This is a genomic window from Belliella aquatica, assembly GCF_014637795.1.
Taxonomy (GTDB): domain Bacteria; phylum Bacteroidota; class Bacteroidia; order Cytophagales; family Cyclobacteriaceae; genus Belliella; species Belliella aquatica.
In genome coordinates this window covers 339,233-358,423 of sequence record NZ_BMFD01000005.1, presented here as the reverse complement: position 1 = coordinate 358,423, position 19,191 = coordinate 339,233, and the positions used below count along the sequence as shown (strand labels likewise).

The 19,191-nt window shown below is 38.5% G+C and carries 11 protein-coding genes; all 11 read left to right on the top strand.

All coding sequences use genetic code 11. From position 1 onward, the window contains the following. Nucleotides 1–13 precede the first annotated feature (13 nt). Nucleotides 14–2,134 (top strand): endo-1,4-beta-xylanase, encoded by a 2,121-nt coding sequence (locus tag IEV57_RS09850; RefSeq protein WP_188442204.1) that lies wholly within the window; start codon nt 14–16, stop codon nt 2,132–2,134. A 299-nt stretch (nt 2,135–2,433) separates the two neighbouring features. Then, nucleotides 2,434–3,585, top strand: a complete 1,152-nt coding sequence (locus tag IEV57_RS09845; protein WP_188442202.1) for an endo-1,4-beta-xylanase — start codon at nt 2,434–2,436, stop codon at nt 3,583–3,585. Between the two features lie 97 nt (nt 3,586–3,682). Continuing rightward, the gene (locus IEV57_RS09840; RefSeq protein ID WP_188442199.1) at nt 3,683–5,245 is read left to right on the top strand and encodes a glycoside hydrolase family 43 protein; all 1,563 of its coding nucleotides are present in this window, start codon (nt 3,683–3,685) and stop codon (nt 5,243–5,245) included. A 3-nt stretch (nt 5,246–5,248) separates the two neighbouring features. Next, entirely contained in the window at nt 5,249–6,655 is a 1,407-nt protein-coding gene (locus tag IEV57_RS09835; protein WP_229744324.1) for a family 43 glycosylhydrolase, read from the top strand. Between the two features lie 63 nt (nt 6,656–6,718). Then, nucleotides 6,719–9,190, top strand: a complete 2,472-nt coding sequence (locus IEV57_RS09830; RefSeq protein WP_188442197.1) for a glycoside hydrolase family 95 protein — start codon at nt 6,719–6,721, stop codon at nt 9,188–9,190. Between the two features lie 15 nt (nt 9,191–9,205). Beyond that, nucleotides 9,206–10,045 (top strand): sialate O-acetylesterase, encoded by an 840-nt coding sequence (locus IEV57_RS09825; RefSeq protein ID WP_188442195.1) that lies wholly within the window; start codon nt 9,206–9,208, stop codon nt 10,043–10,045. A 43-nt stretch (nt 10,046–10,088) separates the two neighbouring features. Further along, nucleotides 10,089–11,708, top strand: coding sequence for a glycoside hydrolase (locus tag IEV57_RS09820; protein WP_188442193.1), 1,620 nt, complete (start codon nt 10,089–10,091; stop codon nt 11,706–11,708). Nucleotides 11,709–11,748: 40 nt separating this feature from the next. Beyond that, entirely contained in the window at nt 11,749–13,527 is a 1,779-nt protein-coding gene (locus IEV57_RS09815; protein WP_229744319.1) for a glycoside hydrolase family 43 protein, read from the top strand. A 52-nt stretch (nt 13,528–13,579) separates the two neighbouring features. Continuing rightward, nucleotides 13,580–15,688: a hypothetical protein gene (locus tag IEV57_RS09810; RefSeq protein ID WP_188442191.1), complete on the top strand. Its 2,109-nt coding sequence runs from the start codon at nt 13,580–13,582 to the stop codon at nt 15,686–15,688. 98 nt (nt 15,689–15,786) lie between these two features. Next, nucleotides 15,787–17,724, top strand: a complete 1,938-nt coding sequence (locus IEV57_RS09805; protein WP_229744317.1) for a glycoside hydrolase family 97 protein — start codon at nt 15,787–15,789, stop codon at nt 17,722–17,724. A gap of 41 nt (nt 17,725–17,765) precedes the next feature. Continuing rightward, nucleotides 17,766–19,130: a glycoside hydrolase family 43 protein gene (locus tag IEV57_RS09800; protein WP_229744313.1), complete on the top strand. Its 1,365-nt coding sequence runs from the start codon at nt 17,766–17,768 to the stop codon at nt 19,128–19,130. The last annotated feature ends 61 nt before the right edge of the window (nt 19,131–19,191 follow it).

Below are 19,191 nucleotides of genomic sequence, written 5' to 3'. Positions count from 1 at the left end.
AAGAAAAATTGGTATGGAAAAATTAAAAAAACTCGGACTATTGGCTCTATCTATTGGTATAGTTACAGCATGTGCTGATTTAGATCCGCTCGAATTTGATGTAGAAAAACCTGAGAGCATAGCTTTGCAGGAAGAGATTGATAGTTATGCGCCATTAAGAACATTAATTGATACAATGGCATATCCTAATTTCAAATTGGGAGTAGCTATGCCTTTAAGTGATTACGCATCTGCTGGATTGAAATATAGATTCGTAAATATGAATTTCAATGAATTCACTCCAAGTGCTGGAATGTCTCATCGAGATATTGTTCAAAATGATGGCTCAATCAATCTAGTGAATGCAGAAAGTTTTCTTGAAATAGCAGCGCAAAAGAATATTAATGTATTTGGGACTTCCCTTATTTCTTACACCAATCAAAATTCAGGATACCTGAACGGTTTACTTTCGCCTTTGATAGTAGAATCTCCAGCTTTTGAAAATGAGTTAAACTTATCAGGTTTAAAATCAGGTAGTTTGAATGATTGGACTGCCAGTTCTGGAGTAACTCTTGAAGCAACTGAGGGCATGGGTAGTGGTGTCCCTGCTGTAAAATTGCAGGTAGGGTCATCCGTATCTGCTCCAAATAGCGTCAGGTTTACCTCTCCTGACATTACAATTATTCCTGGAAAAACTTACGAGGTTCTTGCCTTTATCAAATCAGACGGTCCAGGAGAAGCTAGATTTACTTTTGAAGGTCTTACTGATAATGAACCAGTAATTGATTGGACAGGATCTGGTACTCCATCAGCTACATTTTCAACCAGTATTTCTTGGAAAGAAATTAGATTCAGAGTGAATACATTCGAAGGAAATTCGTTTAAAATCCAATTAGAAACAGGTTACAATCCTTCTGTTACTTATTTTTTAGACATCAATAATCTGTATGTGTTTGATGTAGCGGGAGAACCGGTAATTAATAATTTGATTTTAGGAGGAGATTTTGAATCTGGACAAGCTTGGGGAGGCTGGGGAAATAATTCAGAAAGAGGTGTTACACCAGATGGACAAGGAGTAGGGGGCGAAGGAAGAGCTTTCTTTGTAACAAACCCTTCCACAACAGGTGGTTTTTGGGAAGTTCAAACCCTTTATCAGCTTGCTGAACCCGTGAAAAACGGGGATACTTATAACTTGAGTTTTTGGGTAAAAGGGACAGCTGATGGAGTGATAAGACCTGAATTGCAAAGTCCTAATTTCTCCTCAAATGGATTCGGTCAAGTGTTTGTTACCCAAGACTGGAGACTTGTAAATGTGTCTACGACTGTTACGGCAGATGATCGTGGTAGATTGATTTTCAGTTATGGAGAGTTTGCAGGTACAGTTTACATTGACAAAGTCGTGCTTGCCAATGCGAATGCTTCCGGAGGCTCAACTACAGTGGTTGAAAAGACAAGTCAAGAAAAAAATTCAATCATCAATTCCCAAATGGAGCGTTGGTTGACTCAAATTGTAAGCGCTACCAAAGACCATATCAAGGTAAGAAATGTAATCGATCAACCGATGGACGATAATAATCCTTCTGAATTACGATCTGGCGCAGGTAGAACTTTACCTGCAGGTGAATTTTACTGGCAAGATTATGTGGGTAAAGAATACGGCGTCAAAGCTTTCCAACTTGCTCGTCAAAATGGTAATTCAAGTGATATGTTATTTATCAATGAAAGTGGTCTTGAAGCTAACCTAGATAAATGTCAAGGGTTGATTGACTATGTAAGTTATTTGGAAAATAACGGAGCACAAGTAGATGGTATTGGGACTAGAATGCAACTTAATTTGAATTCTAGTACATCAAACATTGCTACCATGTTCCAAATGCTAGCAGCTACAGGAAAGCAAATTAGAATTTCTGGTTTGGAAGTCCGCTTGATGACTTCTTCCCCTACACCTACGATGTTGGAAAGACAGGCTCAACTTTATGAAGATGTCGTTGGTCTCTATGAACAACATGTTCCTGCTTCTCAACGATATGGTATCACTTTAGGTAGTGCCATTGACAATGAATCAGATAATAGTCAAAGACAAGGTCTTTGGGATACAAGCTTAAAGCGCAAGCCTTCTTATGCAGGTTTTGCAAATGGCTTGATGAATAAGTAAAATTCATTTGGAAAGGTCGGTAAACTTTTAGTAATCGACCTTTCCATTCTCTTTATCTCAAATTATAGATTTACAAAAATCACTACCTTATCAATTTTTGAAGATCAATTTGAACTACTGATAATATGACTTTAAGGTCGAATTGAATCAGTTATTTAATCGATTTCTTCAAAATTCTAAAATAAATAAAGGCATAATCAAAATTGTGTTCTCTAGAATTGAATTGTCTAAAATTTCTAGAGCTATTTATTACAAACCACCGATTAGATTCTCTCAAACCTATTTAAACCCAGCACAAAATGAAGATTACTAAAAAAAATAAAATCATAAGTGGTTTTTCACTTGCCCTTGTGATACTGATTGGATTAGGCTGTGTGGTAAAATCAGAAAGAAGCCCTGTATTAACCTTGAAAGATGCTTTTGCAGGCAAGTTTCATATTGGTGCTGCCATGGGAAGTCACCATATCAACGAGCGAGATAAGTCTGCAATAGATGTACTTGGAACACATTTTAACTCAATCGTGGCTGAAAATGTCATGAAAAGTGGAATGATTCAAGTTCGAGAAGGTGAATTCAATTTTTCTGAAGCGGATAAGTTTATAGAGTTTGGAAAAAAACATGATTTCCATATCGTTGGGCATACTTTAATTTGGCACTCTCAAGCTCCAAGATGGTTTTTTACTGATAAAGATGGCAATGATGTAAGTCCAGAAGTCTTGGCTCAAAGAATGAAAGATCATATCCATACAGTAGTAGGGAGGTATAAAGGTCAAGTAAAAGGATGGGATGTAGTCAATGAAGCGATTTTGGATGATGGTTCTTGGAGAGAAAGCAAATTTTACAAAATCCTTGGTGAAGATTTCATAAAACTTGCTTTTCAATTCGCTCACGAAGCAGATCCGGAAGCAGAATTGTATTACAATGATTTCTCAATGGCAAATTCTGGAAAGCGTGATGGTGTAGTCAGAATGGTAAAAAACCTTCAAGCTCAAGGAATCAAAATTGATGGAATTGGTATGCAGGGTCACATTGGTTTGGAATATCCAACGATCCAAGAATTTGAAAAAAGTATTTTGGCTTTCTCTGAACTTGGAGTGAATGTGATGATCACAGAATTGGATCTTACTGTTTTACCTTCTCCAAGAAGAGACATGGGTGCAGATGTCGCTACCAATGTTGAATACCAACAAAGTCTGAATCCATATCCTGAAGGATTACCTGAGGATGTCCAAAAGAAATTTGATGAGCGATACATGGCTTTTTTTAAGCTTTTCTTAGATCATCATGACAAGATCTCAAGAGTCACACTTTGGGGAGTAAATGATGGAGATTCCTGGAAAAATGGTTGGCCAGTAAGAGGAAGAACCGATTATCCGCTATTGTTCAATAGAGACAATACTCCCAAAAGCGTAGTGAACGAAATCATTCAGTTAGCAGCCAAATATGAATAGGTCTGCGCAAAGTCAAAACCAACTAGTAACTATTGCTTTACGGTAAGTCACGTGATTCAATGCACGTGGCTTATCTACCACCCTAATTATTGATTGCATGCTACGATTTTCTCTTTTGATATTGATTTTTTTGAATTGCTTTTTTACCCAAAATACCTATGGGCAAAAAGCTATCAATCCGATAATTCATGCTGATGTACCAGATTTATCTATGATTAGAGTAGGGGATACCTACTACATGAGTAGCACTACGATGCATATGAATCCAGGTGTTCCCATCATGAAATCCAAAGATTTGGTGAATTGGGAAATTTTAAGTTATGCTTATGAAACTTTGGGTGATTCAGATGACTTGATCTTGGAAAATGACAAACAAATGTATGGCAAAGGCTCTTGGGCAAGTAGCCTTAGATTCCATGATGGAACATATTATGTAAGTACATTTTCTGGAAATACTGGTAAAACCTACATTTTTTCTACAAATGATATTGAAAATGGTCCTTGGAAATCCATTGAGTTCAGACCTTCTATGCATGATCATACCTTATTCTTTGAAGGTGATAAAATCTTCATGATTTGGGGAGCTGGGACGATGAAGATGGTCGAATTGGAAAGTGACTTATCTGGAATCAAACCAAACTCAGAGAAAGTTTTGATTCAAAATGCTACAGAACCAGCTGGGAGCAATGTTGGACTTCCTGCCGAAGGTGCTCAACTTTTCAAAGTAAATGACAAATATTACATCTTCAATATTGCTTGGCCGAGAGGAGGTATGCGGACAGTGATCATTCACAAAGCTGATAATATCATTGGTCCTTACGAAGGAAGAGTTGCACTTCAAGACAAGGGCGTTGCGCAAGGTGGCTTGATTGATACTCCTGATGGAAATTGGTTTGCATATCTTTTTAGAGATAATGGCGCTGTAGGAAGAATACCTTACTTGGTTCCTGTGACTTGGGAAAATGATTGGCCTGTCTTGGGCGTAGATGAAAAAGTCCCGATGGAACTTGATTTACCTGCGAGTAATGGTCTGATGCCAGGAATCGTAGTATCTGATGATTTTAAGAGAAAAAAAGGAGAACCTGACCTTCCATTAGTATGGCAGTGGAATCACAACCCAGTTGCTGAACTTTGGTCTATTGATAGAAAAAAGGGTTTTCTGCGGCTAAAAACGGATAGAATTGATCATGATATTCTTCAAGCTAGGAATATGCTTACCCAAAGGACTTTTGGTCCTGAAAGTATGGGGACGATCAAACTTGATTTATCTGGAATGAAAGATGGCGATTTTGCTGGGCTAACCTTACTTCAGAAAGATTATGGAATGATTGGAGTTCGGGTAAATGACGGAAAGAAAGAACTTGTCATGAGTCGTGCTGAAGACACAGTTGAAAAGGAAATTGAGTCTATATCATTTACTGGAAATTCAATTTTACTTAGGGCAGTTTGTGACTTCAAAGAGAGAAAAGATGAAGCTAAATTCTACTACAGTTTAGATAAAGGAAAAAACTGGGAGCAGCTTGGTGACATCTTACAAATGAAATATACACTGCCGCATTTTATGGGCTACAGATTCGGTCTTTTTTACTACGCCACTGCACAACCTGGAGGACATGTTGATTTCGACTTTTTCAAAATTGATGATCAAATAAAATTCTAATTGATGATGAAAAGACACACTTATAAAACAAAGCCTTTACTCACATCTCACCTTATATTGAGCTTATTATTCCTGTTTATTTTCCAAACCAGTTTTGGACAAAATCCTCTGATCAGAGATCAATTTACAGCAGATCCAACAGCAAGAGTAATAGGAGATAAAATTTTTATTTTCGCATCGCATGACATCAAATGTGATTCTACTCAAGGCAGACCAAATTGGTTTTGTATGGAAGATTACCATGTATTTTCTTCCTCAAATCTCACTGATTGGGAAGATCATGGGATGATATTGAGTCAATATCAAGTTCCTTGGGCGGATTCGGAATCTTTTAGCATGTGGGCTCCCGATGGAATAGAAAAGGATGGGAAATACTATTTCTATTTTCCAAGCAAGGCAAAAGGGCATCACTTGGAAGGTCACAATCCAGAAATAAATGGATCAAGTTTCAAAATAGGTGTCGCCATCGCAGATAGTCCTGATGGACCTTATGTTCCTGAGGAGCACCCTATCGCAAAAGTTGATGGTATTGATCCCAATGTCTTTATCGATCATGATGGGCAAGCTTATTTATATTGGTCTCAGCATCATTTTTACGGGGCTAAGCTAAGCTCAAACATGAAAGAGTTAGAATCTGATCCGATCGTTTTATCACAGTTTCCTGATGAAGGATTGAAAGAAGGGCCTTTTGTTTTTGAGCGAAATGGGATTTACTACATGACGTATCCCCATGTGGCCAACAATACTGAAAGAATAGAATATGCCACAGCAGACAATCCTCTAGGACCGTTTACTTTTCAAGGGGTAATTATGGACGAGTCTCCGACAGACTGCTGGACGAATCACCAATCGGTGGTCAATTTCCAAAATCAATGGTACTTCTTTTATCATCACAATGAATATTCACCCGATTTTGATAAAAATCGGTCTGTGATGGCAGATAGTCTGTTCTTTGATGAAAATGGATTGATTAAAAAAATTACTCCATCGCTGAGAGGAATCGGTCTGACGGCAGCAAATAGCAGGATTAAATTGGATCGATACAGTGCCAAAAGTGATGAAGGTTATGATTTTGAATTTATAGATGAAACTAATCCATTTATGGGCTGGAAGTCTGTATTTGATAAAAAAGGCTCCTGGGTAAAATACAATCAAGTTGATTTTGGAGACGGTAAACCCAATAAACTACAGGCTAAAATCAAGGCAAAAGATGCAAAAGGCCATCTTGAATTCCGACTGGGAAGTGGGAATGGTAGGTTAGTTACGACGATTGATGTCAGTGAAGCACAGGAATGGGCAGAGCATGAGGCTATGATCGAGTCAGAAATTTCAGGTATTCATGATTTGGTCCTTGTTTTCAATGGAACTGGCAATGTGGAGGTGGACTGGATTTCTTTCAAGAAAATGTAAATCATTCTTAAATAGCAAATCAAATTGATTACCAAAAATATACATAGACAATCAGCTAGTCGGATGAAGAAATTTCTCCGACAATGTCTATTTATGGGGTTTTTTATATTTCCTCTTTTTTCTTGTCAAGACAAGAAAGTGGAGATCGATCCCGATATGAAGTTATGGTATGACAAACCAGCAGGACAGTGGGTGGAGGCTTTGCCAATTGGGAATGGTCGCTTGGGAGCAATGGTTTTTGGAAATCCGAATGAAGAGGTTATCCAATTGAATGAAAACACTTTTTATGCCGGCCAACCTTACAGAAATGACAATCCAAATGCATTAAAAGCGCTTGATGAAGTTAGAAAGTTGATTTTTGATGGTGAATATGTGCAAGCACAAAACAAAATAGATCAGAATTTTTTTGGTGGACCACATGGGATGCCTTATCAGACGATAGGAAATCTCAAATTGAAATATGAGGATGAAAGTGAGGTCGAGGATTACTACAGAGAGCTGGATTTGGAGCATGCTGTTGTTAGCAATCGATACAAAAAATCCGGAGTAAAATTTTCAACCAAGATAATTTCTTCTTTTCCTGATCAAGTTATTGTCGCAAAAATCACAGCTGATCAATCTAAATCTATCAGTTTCTCCGCATCAATGGATCGACCCGGACCTTTTGAAGTCACAACAACAGGGGAGGATCAATTGGTTATGTCAGGAATCTCAAGTGATCATGAAGGGATCAAAGGTGCAGTCAAATTTGAGGCAAATGTGAAGTTTGTCAATAAGAATGGAAGTGTCAAATCAGAAAATAACGAGATTCATATTACTGAGGCAGACGAAGTCACAATTTATATTTCTATAGCCACGAATTTTGTCAACTATAAAGATATCACTGCTAACGAATCTCAAAGAGCATCTTCATTTTTAGAAAAAGCAATCACAAAGGATTTTGAAAGAATTTATGGAGATCATGTAGCTGATTATCGCAATTTATTCGATCGAGTTCATTTGGATTTGGGAAAAACTGAAGCGGTCAATTTGCCTACAGATAAAAGAATCGTACAATTTGCTGATGGAAATGATCCTCAACTGGCAGCTTTATATTTCCAGTTTGGGAGGTATTTATTGATTGCAGCTTCGAGACCTGGTGGTCAGCCTGCAAACCTTCAAGGAATCTGGAATCATCAATTAAACCCCGCCTGGGACAGTAAATATACCGTCAATATCAATGCGGAAATGAACTATTGGCCTGCTGAGATCACCAATCTATCCGAGTTGCACGAGCCTTTCATTCAAATGGTAAAAGACCTGTCAGAATCAGGTAAGCAAACTGCCCGAAATATGTACGGCGCTCGAGGTTGGGTTTTACACCACAATACAGATTTGTGGAGGGTGACAGGACCGATTGATTTTGCAGCAGCTGGTATGTGGCCTTTGGGAGGGGCTTGGGTTTCTCAACATTTGTTTGATAAATATGACTTTTCCGGAGATGAGACATATTTGGAATCAGTATATCCTGTTGCTAAAGAAGCAGCCACCTTCTTTTTAGATTTTTTGGTAAAAGATCCTCAAACAGGTTTTTGGGTTGTTTCTCCCTCTGTTTCACCCGAAAATATTCCCTATCAGTTCCATAATTCAGCTGTTGCAGCTGGAAATACGATGGACAATCAATTGGTTTTTGATCTTTTCACAAAGACGATCAGAGCAGCAGAAATTTTAGGAGATGAGGATGATTTGATCAATGAAATGAAAGAAAAACTATCCTTGCTTCCTCCAATGCAAATTGGAAAATGGGGACAGCTTCAAGAATGGATGGAAGATTGGGATAATCCACAAGACAATCACCGTCATGTTTCCCATTTATACGGTTTGTATCCTTCTAACCAAATTTCTCCCTACAGAACTCCGGACCTCTTTGGGGCAGCAAAAACTTCCTTGCTCGCTAGAGGAGATGAATCTACAGGATGGTCAATGGGTTGGAAAGTCAATCTTTGGGCAAGATTTTTAGATGGGAATCATGCATATAAATTAATCAAGGATCAACTGAGTCCTGCAATCCTGCCTGATGGAAAACAAAAGGGCGGAACATACCCCAATCTATTTGACTCGCATCCTCCATTTCAGATTGATGGAAATTTTGGATGTGCTGCTGGCATCGCAGAAATGTTAGTCCAAAGTCATGATGGTGCAATACATATTTTGCCAGCACTCCCGGATGCTTGGGAAAATGGATCTGTAAGTGGACTTCGCGCAAGAGGTGGATTTGAAATTTCGGTTAGCTGGGAAAATGCTAAGCCGGAAAAAGTAGCTATTCTATCAAATTTAGGAGGTGTTTGCAGAATCAGATCTTATTATCCCTTGGAAGGAAAGGGACTCTCAACTGCTGAGGACCTCAATTCAAATCCATTTTATCAAACTCCTGAAATCAAAACTGTTGTGATCAAAGATCAAAGTAAGCTTGGGACCATCAACTTGAAGCCAATCTACGAGTACGATCTCCAAACAGTCAAAGGAAAGGAATATGTCATTTCTTTAAAAAAGTAGCCAAAATAAATCACTATGAAACTATACCAAATTAAAGCTTTAGCAATCACTTTCTTCATCATGAATTTTGGGATTAATACGTTTGCACAAGATGAAAACTTCTACATTTTCCTAAGTTTCGGACAGTCCAATATGGAAGGTTTTGCAAAGTTTGAGGAGCAAGATACTGTCGAAGATGAACGATTCAAGGTCTTGCAAGCTGTGGATTGTGAAAATCTTGGCAGAGTAAAAGGGCAGTGGTATCCTGCTGTCGCTCCAATTACAAGATGTGATACAGGATTGAGTCCAGCGGACTATTTCGGAAGAACGCTTACGGAACGTTTACCAGAAAATATCAAAGTAGGGATAATCAATGTATCTGTTGGTGGGACGAAAATAGAGCTTTTTGACAAAGGGAATCACCAATCATACGTGGCTTCTTCACCGGACTGGCTTCAAAATACAGTAAAAAAATATGATGGAGACCCTTACGGCAGATTGATCGAATTAGCAAAAATTGCCCAAAAAGATGGGGTGATCAAAGGAATTCTTCTACACCAAGGAGAATCAAACACAGGTGATCAGACTTGGCCAATAAAAGTCAAAGGAGTCTATGATACGATTCTTTCTGATTTGGGTATGGAAGCGAATGCATTGCCACTCCTTGCTGGCGAAATGGTCAGTGAGGATGAAGGAGGAAAGTGTGCAAGCATGAATCCAATCATTCAAACATTACCCACAGTAATTCCTCAAGCGTATGTCATTTCTTCAGAAGATTGTGAAGCTGTAGATGATGGATTGCACTTTTCTGCTGCAGGATATAGAGAACTTGGAAAAAGATATGGAATGAAAATGCTTTCTATATTAAATCATTGATTTTGAGAATTTTGGATTGATTGGGTGTTTTAACAAGCGGATTATGAATAGAATTAAAAATATTAAATGGTCAACGTTTTTTCTTTTCGCAATCATGCTGGGATTTTTGGCTGCTTGTGTAGAAGATGAAAGTGAAGCAAAAAAAGATATTGAACTGAGTTGGAGTGAGAGCACTTTTCCGGAAAATGACTTACCAGTAACAACTGGGTCTTTTACCATCGATGTCAATTGGGCGTATACCCAGTGGATTATCAAAGTTGAGGAAGTACTAGAAGGGGATGATTTTATTGAGGATATCACGCCGCGCGTTGCGGGAAGTGAAAACTTTGGAAATACAACCACAAGAGTTGCTATTCGCTACAAAGCCAATGAAAGCTACTCAAGTAATAAAATCAGATTGACCTTACAAGCTTCTGATGGGAGCGGTCAGAAGTTTGAGAAGATTTTAACTCAATTAGGACAGGAATTCACTCCTTTAAGAATCAATTTGAACCAAGATATTACTCATCAAAAAATTTCAGGATTTGGAGGTGGTAATATGATGTGGGGTACGGACTTTTTGAGTGTAAAAGAAATTCAATTGGCGTATGGCACTGGCACTGGAGAATTGGGGCTATCGATTTATCGAATAAGAATATCTCCTATAAGGTCAGATTGGCCTGCAGTAGTCAATACTGTTAAAGAAGCGAAAAAGCATGGGGCGGTCATTCTTGCATCACCTTGGTCACCTCCTGCAAGTATGAAAAGTAACAATGATTTGGTAGGAGGCTATCTTTTGGAGGAAAATTATGATGCTTATGCCCAGTATTTAAATGATTTTGTTCAGTTCATGGCAGGCGAAGGTGCGGCAGTTGACATTGTATCGATGCAAAATGAACCGGATATCCAAGTTAGCTACGAATCATGTGATTGGACTATTCCTCAGATTCTGAACTTTGTGAAAAATCACGCTCAAAAGATCCAAGGAGCAAAGTTCACAGCATCTGAGTCTTTTAATTTTAATCAGTCCTATACCGATCAATTACTTAATGATCCAGAAGCTTTGGCAAATCTTGATTTGGTTTCAGGTCATATTTATGGAAGTGGGCTAGCACCTTATCCACTTGCCGAACAAAAAGGAGTGGAAGTTTGGATGACAGAATACCTAATGAACCAAAATAGTGGTGCGGATATCAATAACTGGAATCGTCAGGAAGCTGTAATTTGGGAGGAGACTATGGGGATGCTTCAGACAATCCATACTTCTATGATCTCAAACTGGAATGCCTATATCTGGTGGTATATCAGAAGGTTTTATTCATTTTTAGGAGAAGGCGAACAAGGAACTACTCGAGAACAGACTCTAAGAAGAGGGGATGCGATGGCTCAGTTTTCAAAACATGTTCGACCAGGTTATACTCGATTTTCATCTGGGATTTCAGAACAAAGAGCGATTGATATAACAGCTTACAAGGGAGATAATAAAATTGTAATTGTCCTTATCAATAAAGAGGAAAGTAGTATTCCTGCTCTTGAAATTGAGCTTCCAGAAAATTACACCTCTGCAAAGGCTACAGTAACTTCTTTAAATCACAGACAAAATGAAGTTTCCATTTCTACGGAAAATAGGGTTGGTACTTTGGAATTAGCCTCGAAAAGTATAACCACCATAGTCATAGAATAAACAGGCTGGTCTGCAGTAAAGCATGATCAAATCAACAGTAATGAAGAATAAAGCTTATAAATATACCAGTAACATGAAAAATCTCAAACCTACCATTTTAGCTATTTTGATGGTTTTCTTATCCTTTTCTGAAGGATTCAGCCAACGGAAGAAAAGTAATGCACCCGTTTTTTCGGAAGTTGTCTATGAAGGAAAAGACCAAGTTTACATAGACAATCCACTCAATGAAGGGGAGTTTTACAATCCTCTGCTTCAAGGATGCTACCCTGATCCTGCGATTACAAGAAAAGGGGATGATTATTTTATGGTAGTTTCTTCTTTTGTGATGTTCCCAGGTGTACCGATTTTCCACTCCAAAGACTTAGTGAATTGGACTCAGATTGGACATGTTTTGGATAGAAAATCTCAGCTCAAGGTACAGGATGCTGCAATTGCAATGGGTGTTTTTGCTCCGGATATCAAGTATAATCCATATAACGATACATTTTACATGATCACAACTCAGTTTGCTGGTGATTTTGGAAATATCGTAGTGAAAACCAAAGATCCATTTCAAGGATGGAGTGATCCTATCAAAATGAAATTTGATGGAATTGATCCAGGAATTTTCTTTGATGATAATGGGAAAGCTTATGTTGTGCACAACGACGCACCAAATAGAGGCGAAGAAAGATATGATGGACACCGCGTTATCAAAATCTGGGAGTACGATTTGGAAAATGATCAAGTTGTCGCAGGTACGGATAAGATAATTGTAGATGGGGGAGTTGATCCTTCTAAAAACCCAATTTGGATTGAGGCACCACATCTTTACAAAAAAGATGGAATGTATTATTTGATGTGTGCTGAAGGCGGAACTGGTGGAAATCACAGTGAAGTGATTTTCAAAAGTGATAATCCGATGGGGCCTTTTATCCCAGCACCTTCTAATCCAATCTTGACGCAACGTTATTTCGGAAATAATAGAAACAATAAAGTCGATTGGGCAGGACATGCGGATTTGGTTCTAGGGCCTGATGATAAATATTATGGCGTATTTTTAGGAATAAGACCGAATGATAAAAACAGGGTAAATACAGGTAGAGAGACTTTTATTCTACCAGTTGATTGGTCAGGAGAATGGCCGGTATTCGAAAATGGCTTAATTCCAATGGAGCCAAAGTTGAAAATGCCAGCAGGAGTTATAGAGAATAAAACAGGTCAGGATGGCTTTTTTCCGAATGGAAACTTTGTTTACACAGAAAAATTTGATTCTGAAAATCTTGATTTCAGATGGATTGGATTGAGAGGTCCAAGGGAAGATTTTATTGAGTTTACGAAAAATGGACTGCAAATCAATCCATTCAATGTCAACATCAAAGAAGTAAAGCCTACATCGACTTTGTTCTACAGACAGCAGCACAAAAAGTTTGAATTCAACATGACGATGGATTACCAACCACAATCCGAAAAAGACCTTGCAGGAATAGTTTGCGCTCAAAGTGAAGCTTTCAATTATGTCTTTGGAATCACCAAAGTAGGAAATGATTACATGTTGCTTCTTCAAAGAACAGAAGCCAAAGGCAGAGGTAGAGATCGAAAGGTGACTTCGGAGATCTTGGCGAGCACTAAAATTGATCTTTCCAAAACTATTTCACTCCAAGTGAAGGCTGATGGAGATAATTATGAATTTGGCTATTCTACAGATGGTAATACCTTCAAAAATCTAGGCGGTCAAGTTTCTGGAGACATCCTTTCAACAAATGTTGCTGGAGGATTTACAGGCAATTTGATCGGCTTGTATGCTACAACAGCCAATGATGCACTTCCTCAATATTAAGAGAAATCATCAAAAATCAGAATCATCTAAAAGATATAAATTAAAGCTATCCATGAAGAAATTAAAGTCATTAGGTAAAGGGAAATCAGTATTGCGTTCTTGTTTTTGTCTTCTCTTTTTGTTTATGACAGTTTCTTGCGAACAAAATACTGAGAAAACAGAAGAAGAATTACAAACTAAATTTGTCCATAAAGGCGCTGGAAATCCTTATTTACCACTTTGGGAACATGTTCCAGATGGAGAGCCCCGAGTATTTGAAGACCCAGATAATCCTGGAAAATATAGAGCATACATTATTGGATCACACGATCTAAGATTTACAAGTTATTGTGGTCCTGATATCAGGATGTGGTCAGCACCTGTAGAGGATTTGACAAGCTGGAGAGATGAAGGGGCTATTTTTACTTATGAAATAGATGGTCAGTGGGATGTGATGTATGCACCAGATTTGGTTGAAGTCAAAAGAAAAGATGGAGCCAAAGAATATTATTTGTATCCGCATAGTAGAGGATCTGGAAGAGAAGCGATGGTTGCCAAAGGCTCAAGACCAGATGGACCATTTACTCCGATCAATATGACCGAAGATGGAAAGCGAACTGTCGAAGGTAGTATTTTGGGATTTGATCCTGCTGTCTATATTGAAAATATCGATGATCCAAATGATCCTGATTATGAGATAGGTTTCAGAGCTTATGGATATTGGGGTTTCCAGAGATCTATGGCAGCAGAATTGGATCAAAATACCATGTATTCAATCAGGCCTGGTACTGAAGTGATCCCTTATTTTCTCCCTGCTAGTAATAGATATGGTTCTCTAAGAGATCCAGAAGGAACTCAATATCCAAATATCTACGAGGAAGAAGATTTGGGAACATTCAATTTTTTTGAAGCTTCTTCTATTAGAAAAGTTGGTAACAAATACATCACTGTATTCAGTGGCTATTCAGGCCCTGACTATGGTGTAAGTAGCACCAATTCCACTTTGAGATATGCAGTGGGTGATTCTCCACTTGGTCCATGGAAAAGTGGAGGTGTATTGGTGGATTCAAGAGGGCCAGTTTTGAATGAAGATGGAACTGGTATAATTCTTACCAACGGTGGGCACAATACCCATGGCAGTATCGAAGAGATCAATGGTCAATGGTATGTGTTTTACCACAAGCCACCTAGAGGTTTTGGTTTTGCCCGTCAGCCTGTAGTAGCACCTATCAGTATTGAAGTGGATGAAACCCCAGTAGCAGAAGGTGGAGGAGCCAGAATCAGGGCTTATGATCCTTATGCCGAAAACAAACAATGGACTGCCAAAGACAGCCAAGGCAGAGAATACAAAGGTGCTGAGGTAACCTCAGAAGGTTTCCATATTTATGGTCTAGACCCATATCAATATTACTCAGCAGGCTATGCCGCATATCTTTCTGATATCAGTATCCAGCAGGATTCTTGGGATATTTGGGACAACCACATGCCGATCACTCAAGTCAAAGACGGGCACATTATTGGTTACAAATACTTTGGTTTTGGAGGTTTGGAAGAAGATAAATATGGACTTAAAGCATTTGAAGGAACAAAGTCAGGAAATCAGACAGCTTTCAATCTTTTCCTTACTCCAAAAACTGACAAAGCTTTCAAAGTCAATGTTTGGATAGATGGTCCTTATGCAAATGATACTTGGAAAGGTACGAAGATCGGTGTAATCGAAGTTCCCGCAAATTCTAAAAACGAATCCACAAAGTTCAAGATTGATGTATCGGAATATGTTGATCAATTGGACAAGAAACATGCTGTTTACTTGGTAGCAGAAGGCGATGAATCAGAACCGCTTTTCGATTTGATAGGTTTAGGATTTAGTTCCAAGGATAAGGAAATTACTCGTCCCATTGTACCAAAAGTAAATATTGCTGTCAATGGAGAAGCTATTCAAGTTCCCGAAATTCCGGTTAGATCCACGAACGAAAATGGAATTGTAGGATATAATATTTTCGAGACAACTTATAAAATCCCAACTGGGACGACTGATGTTCCTGTCATTTCCGCAACAGCAGATAATCCTGATGTGAAAATTGAAATTGTTCAGGCAACATCAGTTTCTAGAGAAGCAATTGTCAAGTTTGCCTATCATGGTCAGGTCAAAACGCATAAAGTCATATTTGATTCCGAATAAGATTAAATAGAAATCTAGCGATTGGGCAATAATTTTTATCAGAATTCATCAATGAATGATCTGATAAGGATTTCGCTAAATCATCAAAACTCAAACCTATGAAATTTATATTGTTTGTTTCCTGCATGTTTTTAACTGCTTCACTATACAGCCAAAATACCGTGAAAATAGTAAGTCCTGATGGTGTTTTAGAGTTAGAAGTGAATTGTTTAAATGGTAAATTAATGTACTCCATTCACTATGGTGAAAAATTGATTTTGGATAATTCTCCATTGGGTCTTGTGACTAATGAAGGTGACTTTACTTCAGACTTGACTTTCGTAAAGGTTTCGAGAAACAAAATTGATCAGAGCTACACGCAAGATAGAATCAAAAAATCTTCAGTTACCTACAAAGCCAATACGCTTACCTACACAGTAAAAAATGGAGATGGAAAGGAAATTTCAGTCCATTTTCAAGTCAGTGACAATGACATTGCTTTCCGATATGAATTACCAAAATGGGGAGATACAAGAGCGACAGTAATAAAAGAAGAAATTACTGGGTTTAAATTCCCTGCCTCAACTACCGCTTTTGTGTCGCCGATGATGACACCGATGACAGGATTTGCAAGGACAGCTCCAAGCTACGAAAGTGGCTACAGTGTTGATGCGCCAATTGAAAAAACAACAGCTAAGTTCGGCTACGTATTTCCTGCCCTTTTCCAAACACAAGAAAACGCTTGGGTATTGATTTCAGAAACTGGAGTGGGAAGTAATTACAATGGATCACATTTGAGCAGTTTTAAAGATGGAATTTACACTGTTGAATATCCACAAATGGAGCAAAACAATGGCTTTGGAGATACTGGAGCTCAAATCGGACTTCCGGGATATACACCTTGGAGGACGATCACAGTGGGAGAGACCTTAATGCCAATTGTTGAGACGACTGTAGCATTTGATGTTGTGGAGCCTTTGTATGAAGCATCTCAGCCTTATCAATATGGAAAAGGAACTTGGAGTTGGATTGTTTGGCAGGACAACAGCATGAATTATGAAGACCAAGTCAAATACATTGATTTGGCCGCAGCCATGGATTTTGAGTACATTTTGATCGATGCTTGGTGGGATGAAAGAATCGGTTACGACCGCATGGAGGATTTGATCAAATATGCCAATTCCAAGAATGTTGATGTCTTCCTATGGTACAACTCAAACGGTACCGCCAATGATGCATTTCAGACTCCTTTGAACAAAATGAATACGTCATTTGCTCGAAAAAAAGAAATGAAATGGTTGCAAGAAGTCGGTGTTAAAGGCTTGAAAGTTGATTTTTTCGGAGGAGACAAACAAGAGACGATGCGCCTGTACGAAGATATCTTGGTCGAAGCCAATGATTATGGTTTAATGGTGATTTTCCATGGAGCAACCCTTCCAAGAGGTTGGGAGAGAATGTATCCGAATTTTGTAGGAAGTGAAGCTGTGTTGGCTTCAGAAATGTTGGTTTTTGTACAAGATACGAGAGAGAAAGAAGCATTTTATGCAACTCTTCATCCATTTATCCGAAATGCTGTTGGAAGCATGGAGTTTGGTGGAGTTTTGTTGAACAAATTTCTAAATAAAGGAAATCAAAGAGGTCAAGAACGCTTGACGACTGATATTTTCCAATTGGCTACGGGTGTTCTTTTCCAAAATCCAGTACAGATGTTTGGGTTGACACCGAATAATCTCACCGATGTTCCTGAATTTGAACTGGATTTTTTGAGAAAATTGCCAACTACTTGGGATGAAACAATTTTCATTGATGGCTATCCTGGAAAGTACACTGTGATCGCAAGGAGAAGCGGTGAACATTGGTACATCGCAGGTGTCAATGCGGAAGAAAGCGTCAAGACTTTGACTATCAATCTAGAAATGCTGAAAGGGAAGAAAGTCTCTTTATACAATGATGACCAAAATAAACAGCCGAAACTAGACACAATTGAAATTGGGAAGGATGGTTCATATTCAGTTTCCATTCAACCAAAAGGGGGTTTTGTGATCACGAATCACTAAGCCTAATAAAATTTTAAATACTTGATTTAAAGCCATTTGCTATGAAACATAATCTTAAGCCATATTTTCTTTTTAGTATCATGCTGCTTCAGTTTGGAAATAATTTTGCACAAAACCCAATTATCCAAACCTCATTCACAGCAGATCCTGCACCGATGGTTTACAATGACAAAGTCTATCTCTACACATCCCATGATGAAGATGAATCGACTTGGTTTACGATGAACGATTGGCGGCTGTACACCACTGATGATATGGTCAATTGGACTGATCATGGAGCTGTTTTGTCATACAAAGACTTTTCTTGGGGAAAAATGAATGCATGGGCACCACAATGCACCGAACGTGATGGGAAATTCTACATGTATGTTCCAATTACTGATAAAAATAATCAAAATGGAATCGGTGTAGCTGTTTCTGATAGCCCCTATGGGCCTTTTATCGATCCTTTGGGCAAGCCACTGATCAGTAATTCCAGTGCAGATATTGATCCCACTGTATTTGTTGATGATGATGGACAGGCTTATTTGATGTGGGGAAATCCAGTTTGCTATTATGCCAAACTCAACGAAGATATGATTTCACTTGATGGCGAAGTTGGTCAATTTCCCAATACAATTGAATCCTTCGGAAAAAGAAAGGCTGATGATCCTAAAAGACCCACAACTTATGAAGAAGGGCCTTGGCTTTACAAGCGAAATGATTTGTATTACTTACTTTTTGCCGCTGGAGAACTTCCAGAGCATCTGGGTTATTCAACAAGTGATAGCCCAACTGGTCCATGGAAATATCAAGGAGTGCTGATGCCCGCTGAAGGTAGAAGTTTTACGAATCACCCTGGGATCATCGATTACAAAGGCAAAACCTATCTTTTCTACCACAACGGTGCATTGCCGGGTGGGAGTGGATTCAATAGGTCGGTAGCTGTGGAAGAAGTTACTTTCAATGATGATGGGACCATAGTTCAGATGAAAATGACAGAAGGGATAACCAAAAGTCTTAGTTCAATCAATCCTTATGTGAAGAATGAAGCGGAAACTATTGCTTGGTCAGAAGGTGTAAAAGCAAAGCAAAATGATGTTGTCGGAAATTTCATTACTGCGACAAGAAATGATGCTTATACCAAAGTTGTAGGAGTAGATTTTCGAGAAGGAGGTCCTTCAAAATTTACTGCAAGGGTTGGAACTACCCACAACAGTGATGTGAGTATGGAAATCAGGTTAGATGGTAAAGATGGAGATCTTATAGCTACGCTTAGAATCCCAAATACAGGAGGAGATGATCGATGGACATTGGTGACAGCTGTTATTGAAAATGTGTCAGGAGTTCATGATTTGTACTTTGTATTTAAAGGAAAAGCACAAAGCAACATTATGTTCTTTGATTACTGGAGATTCTCAAAATGATAAAGTGGGAGTCTGGTAGATTACCAAAACGAACATTTCAATTAAATAAAATTAAACAATC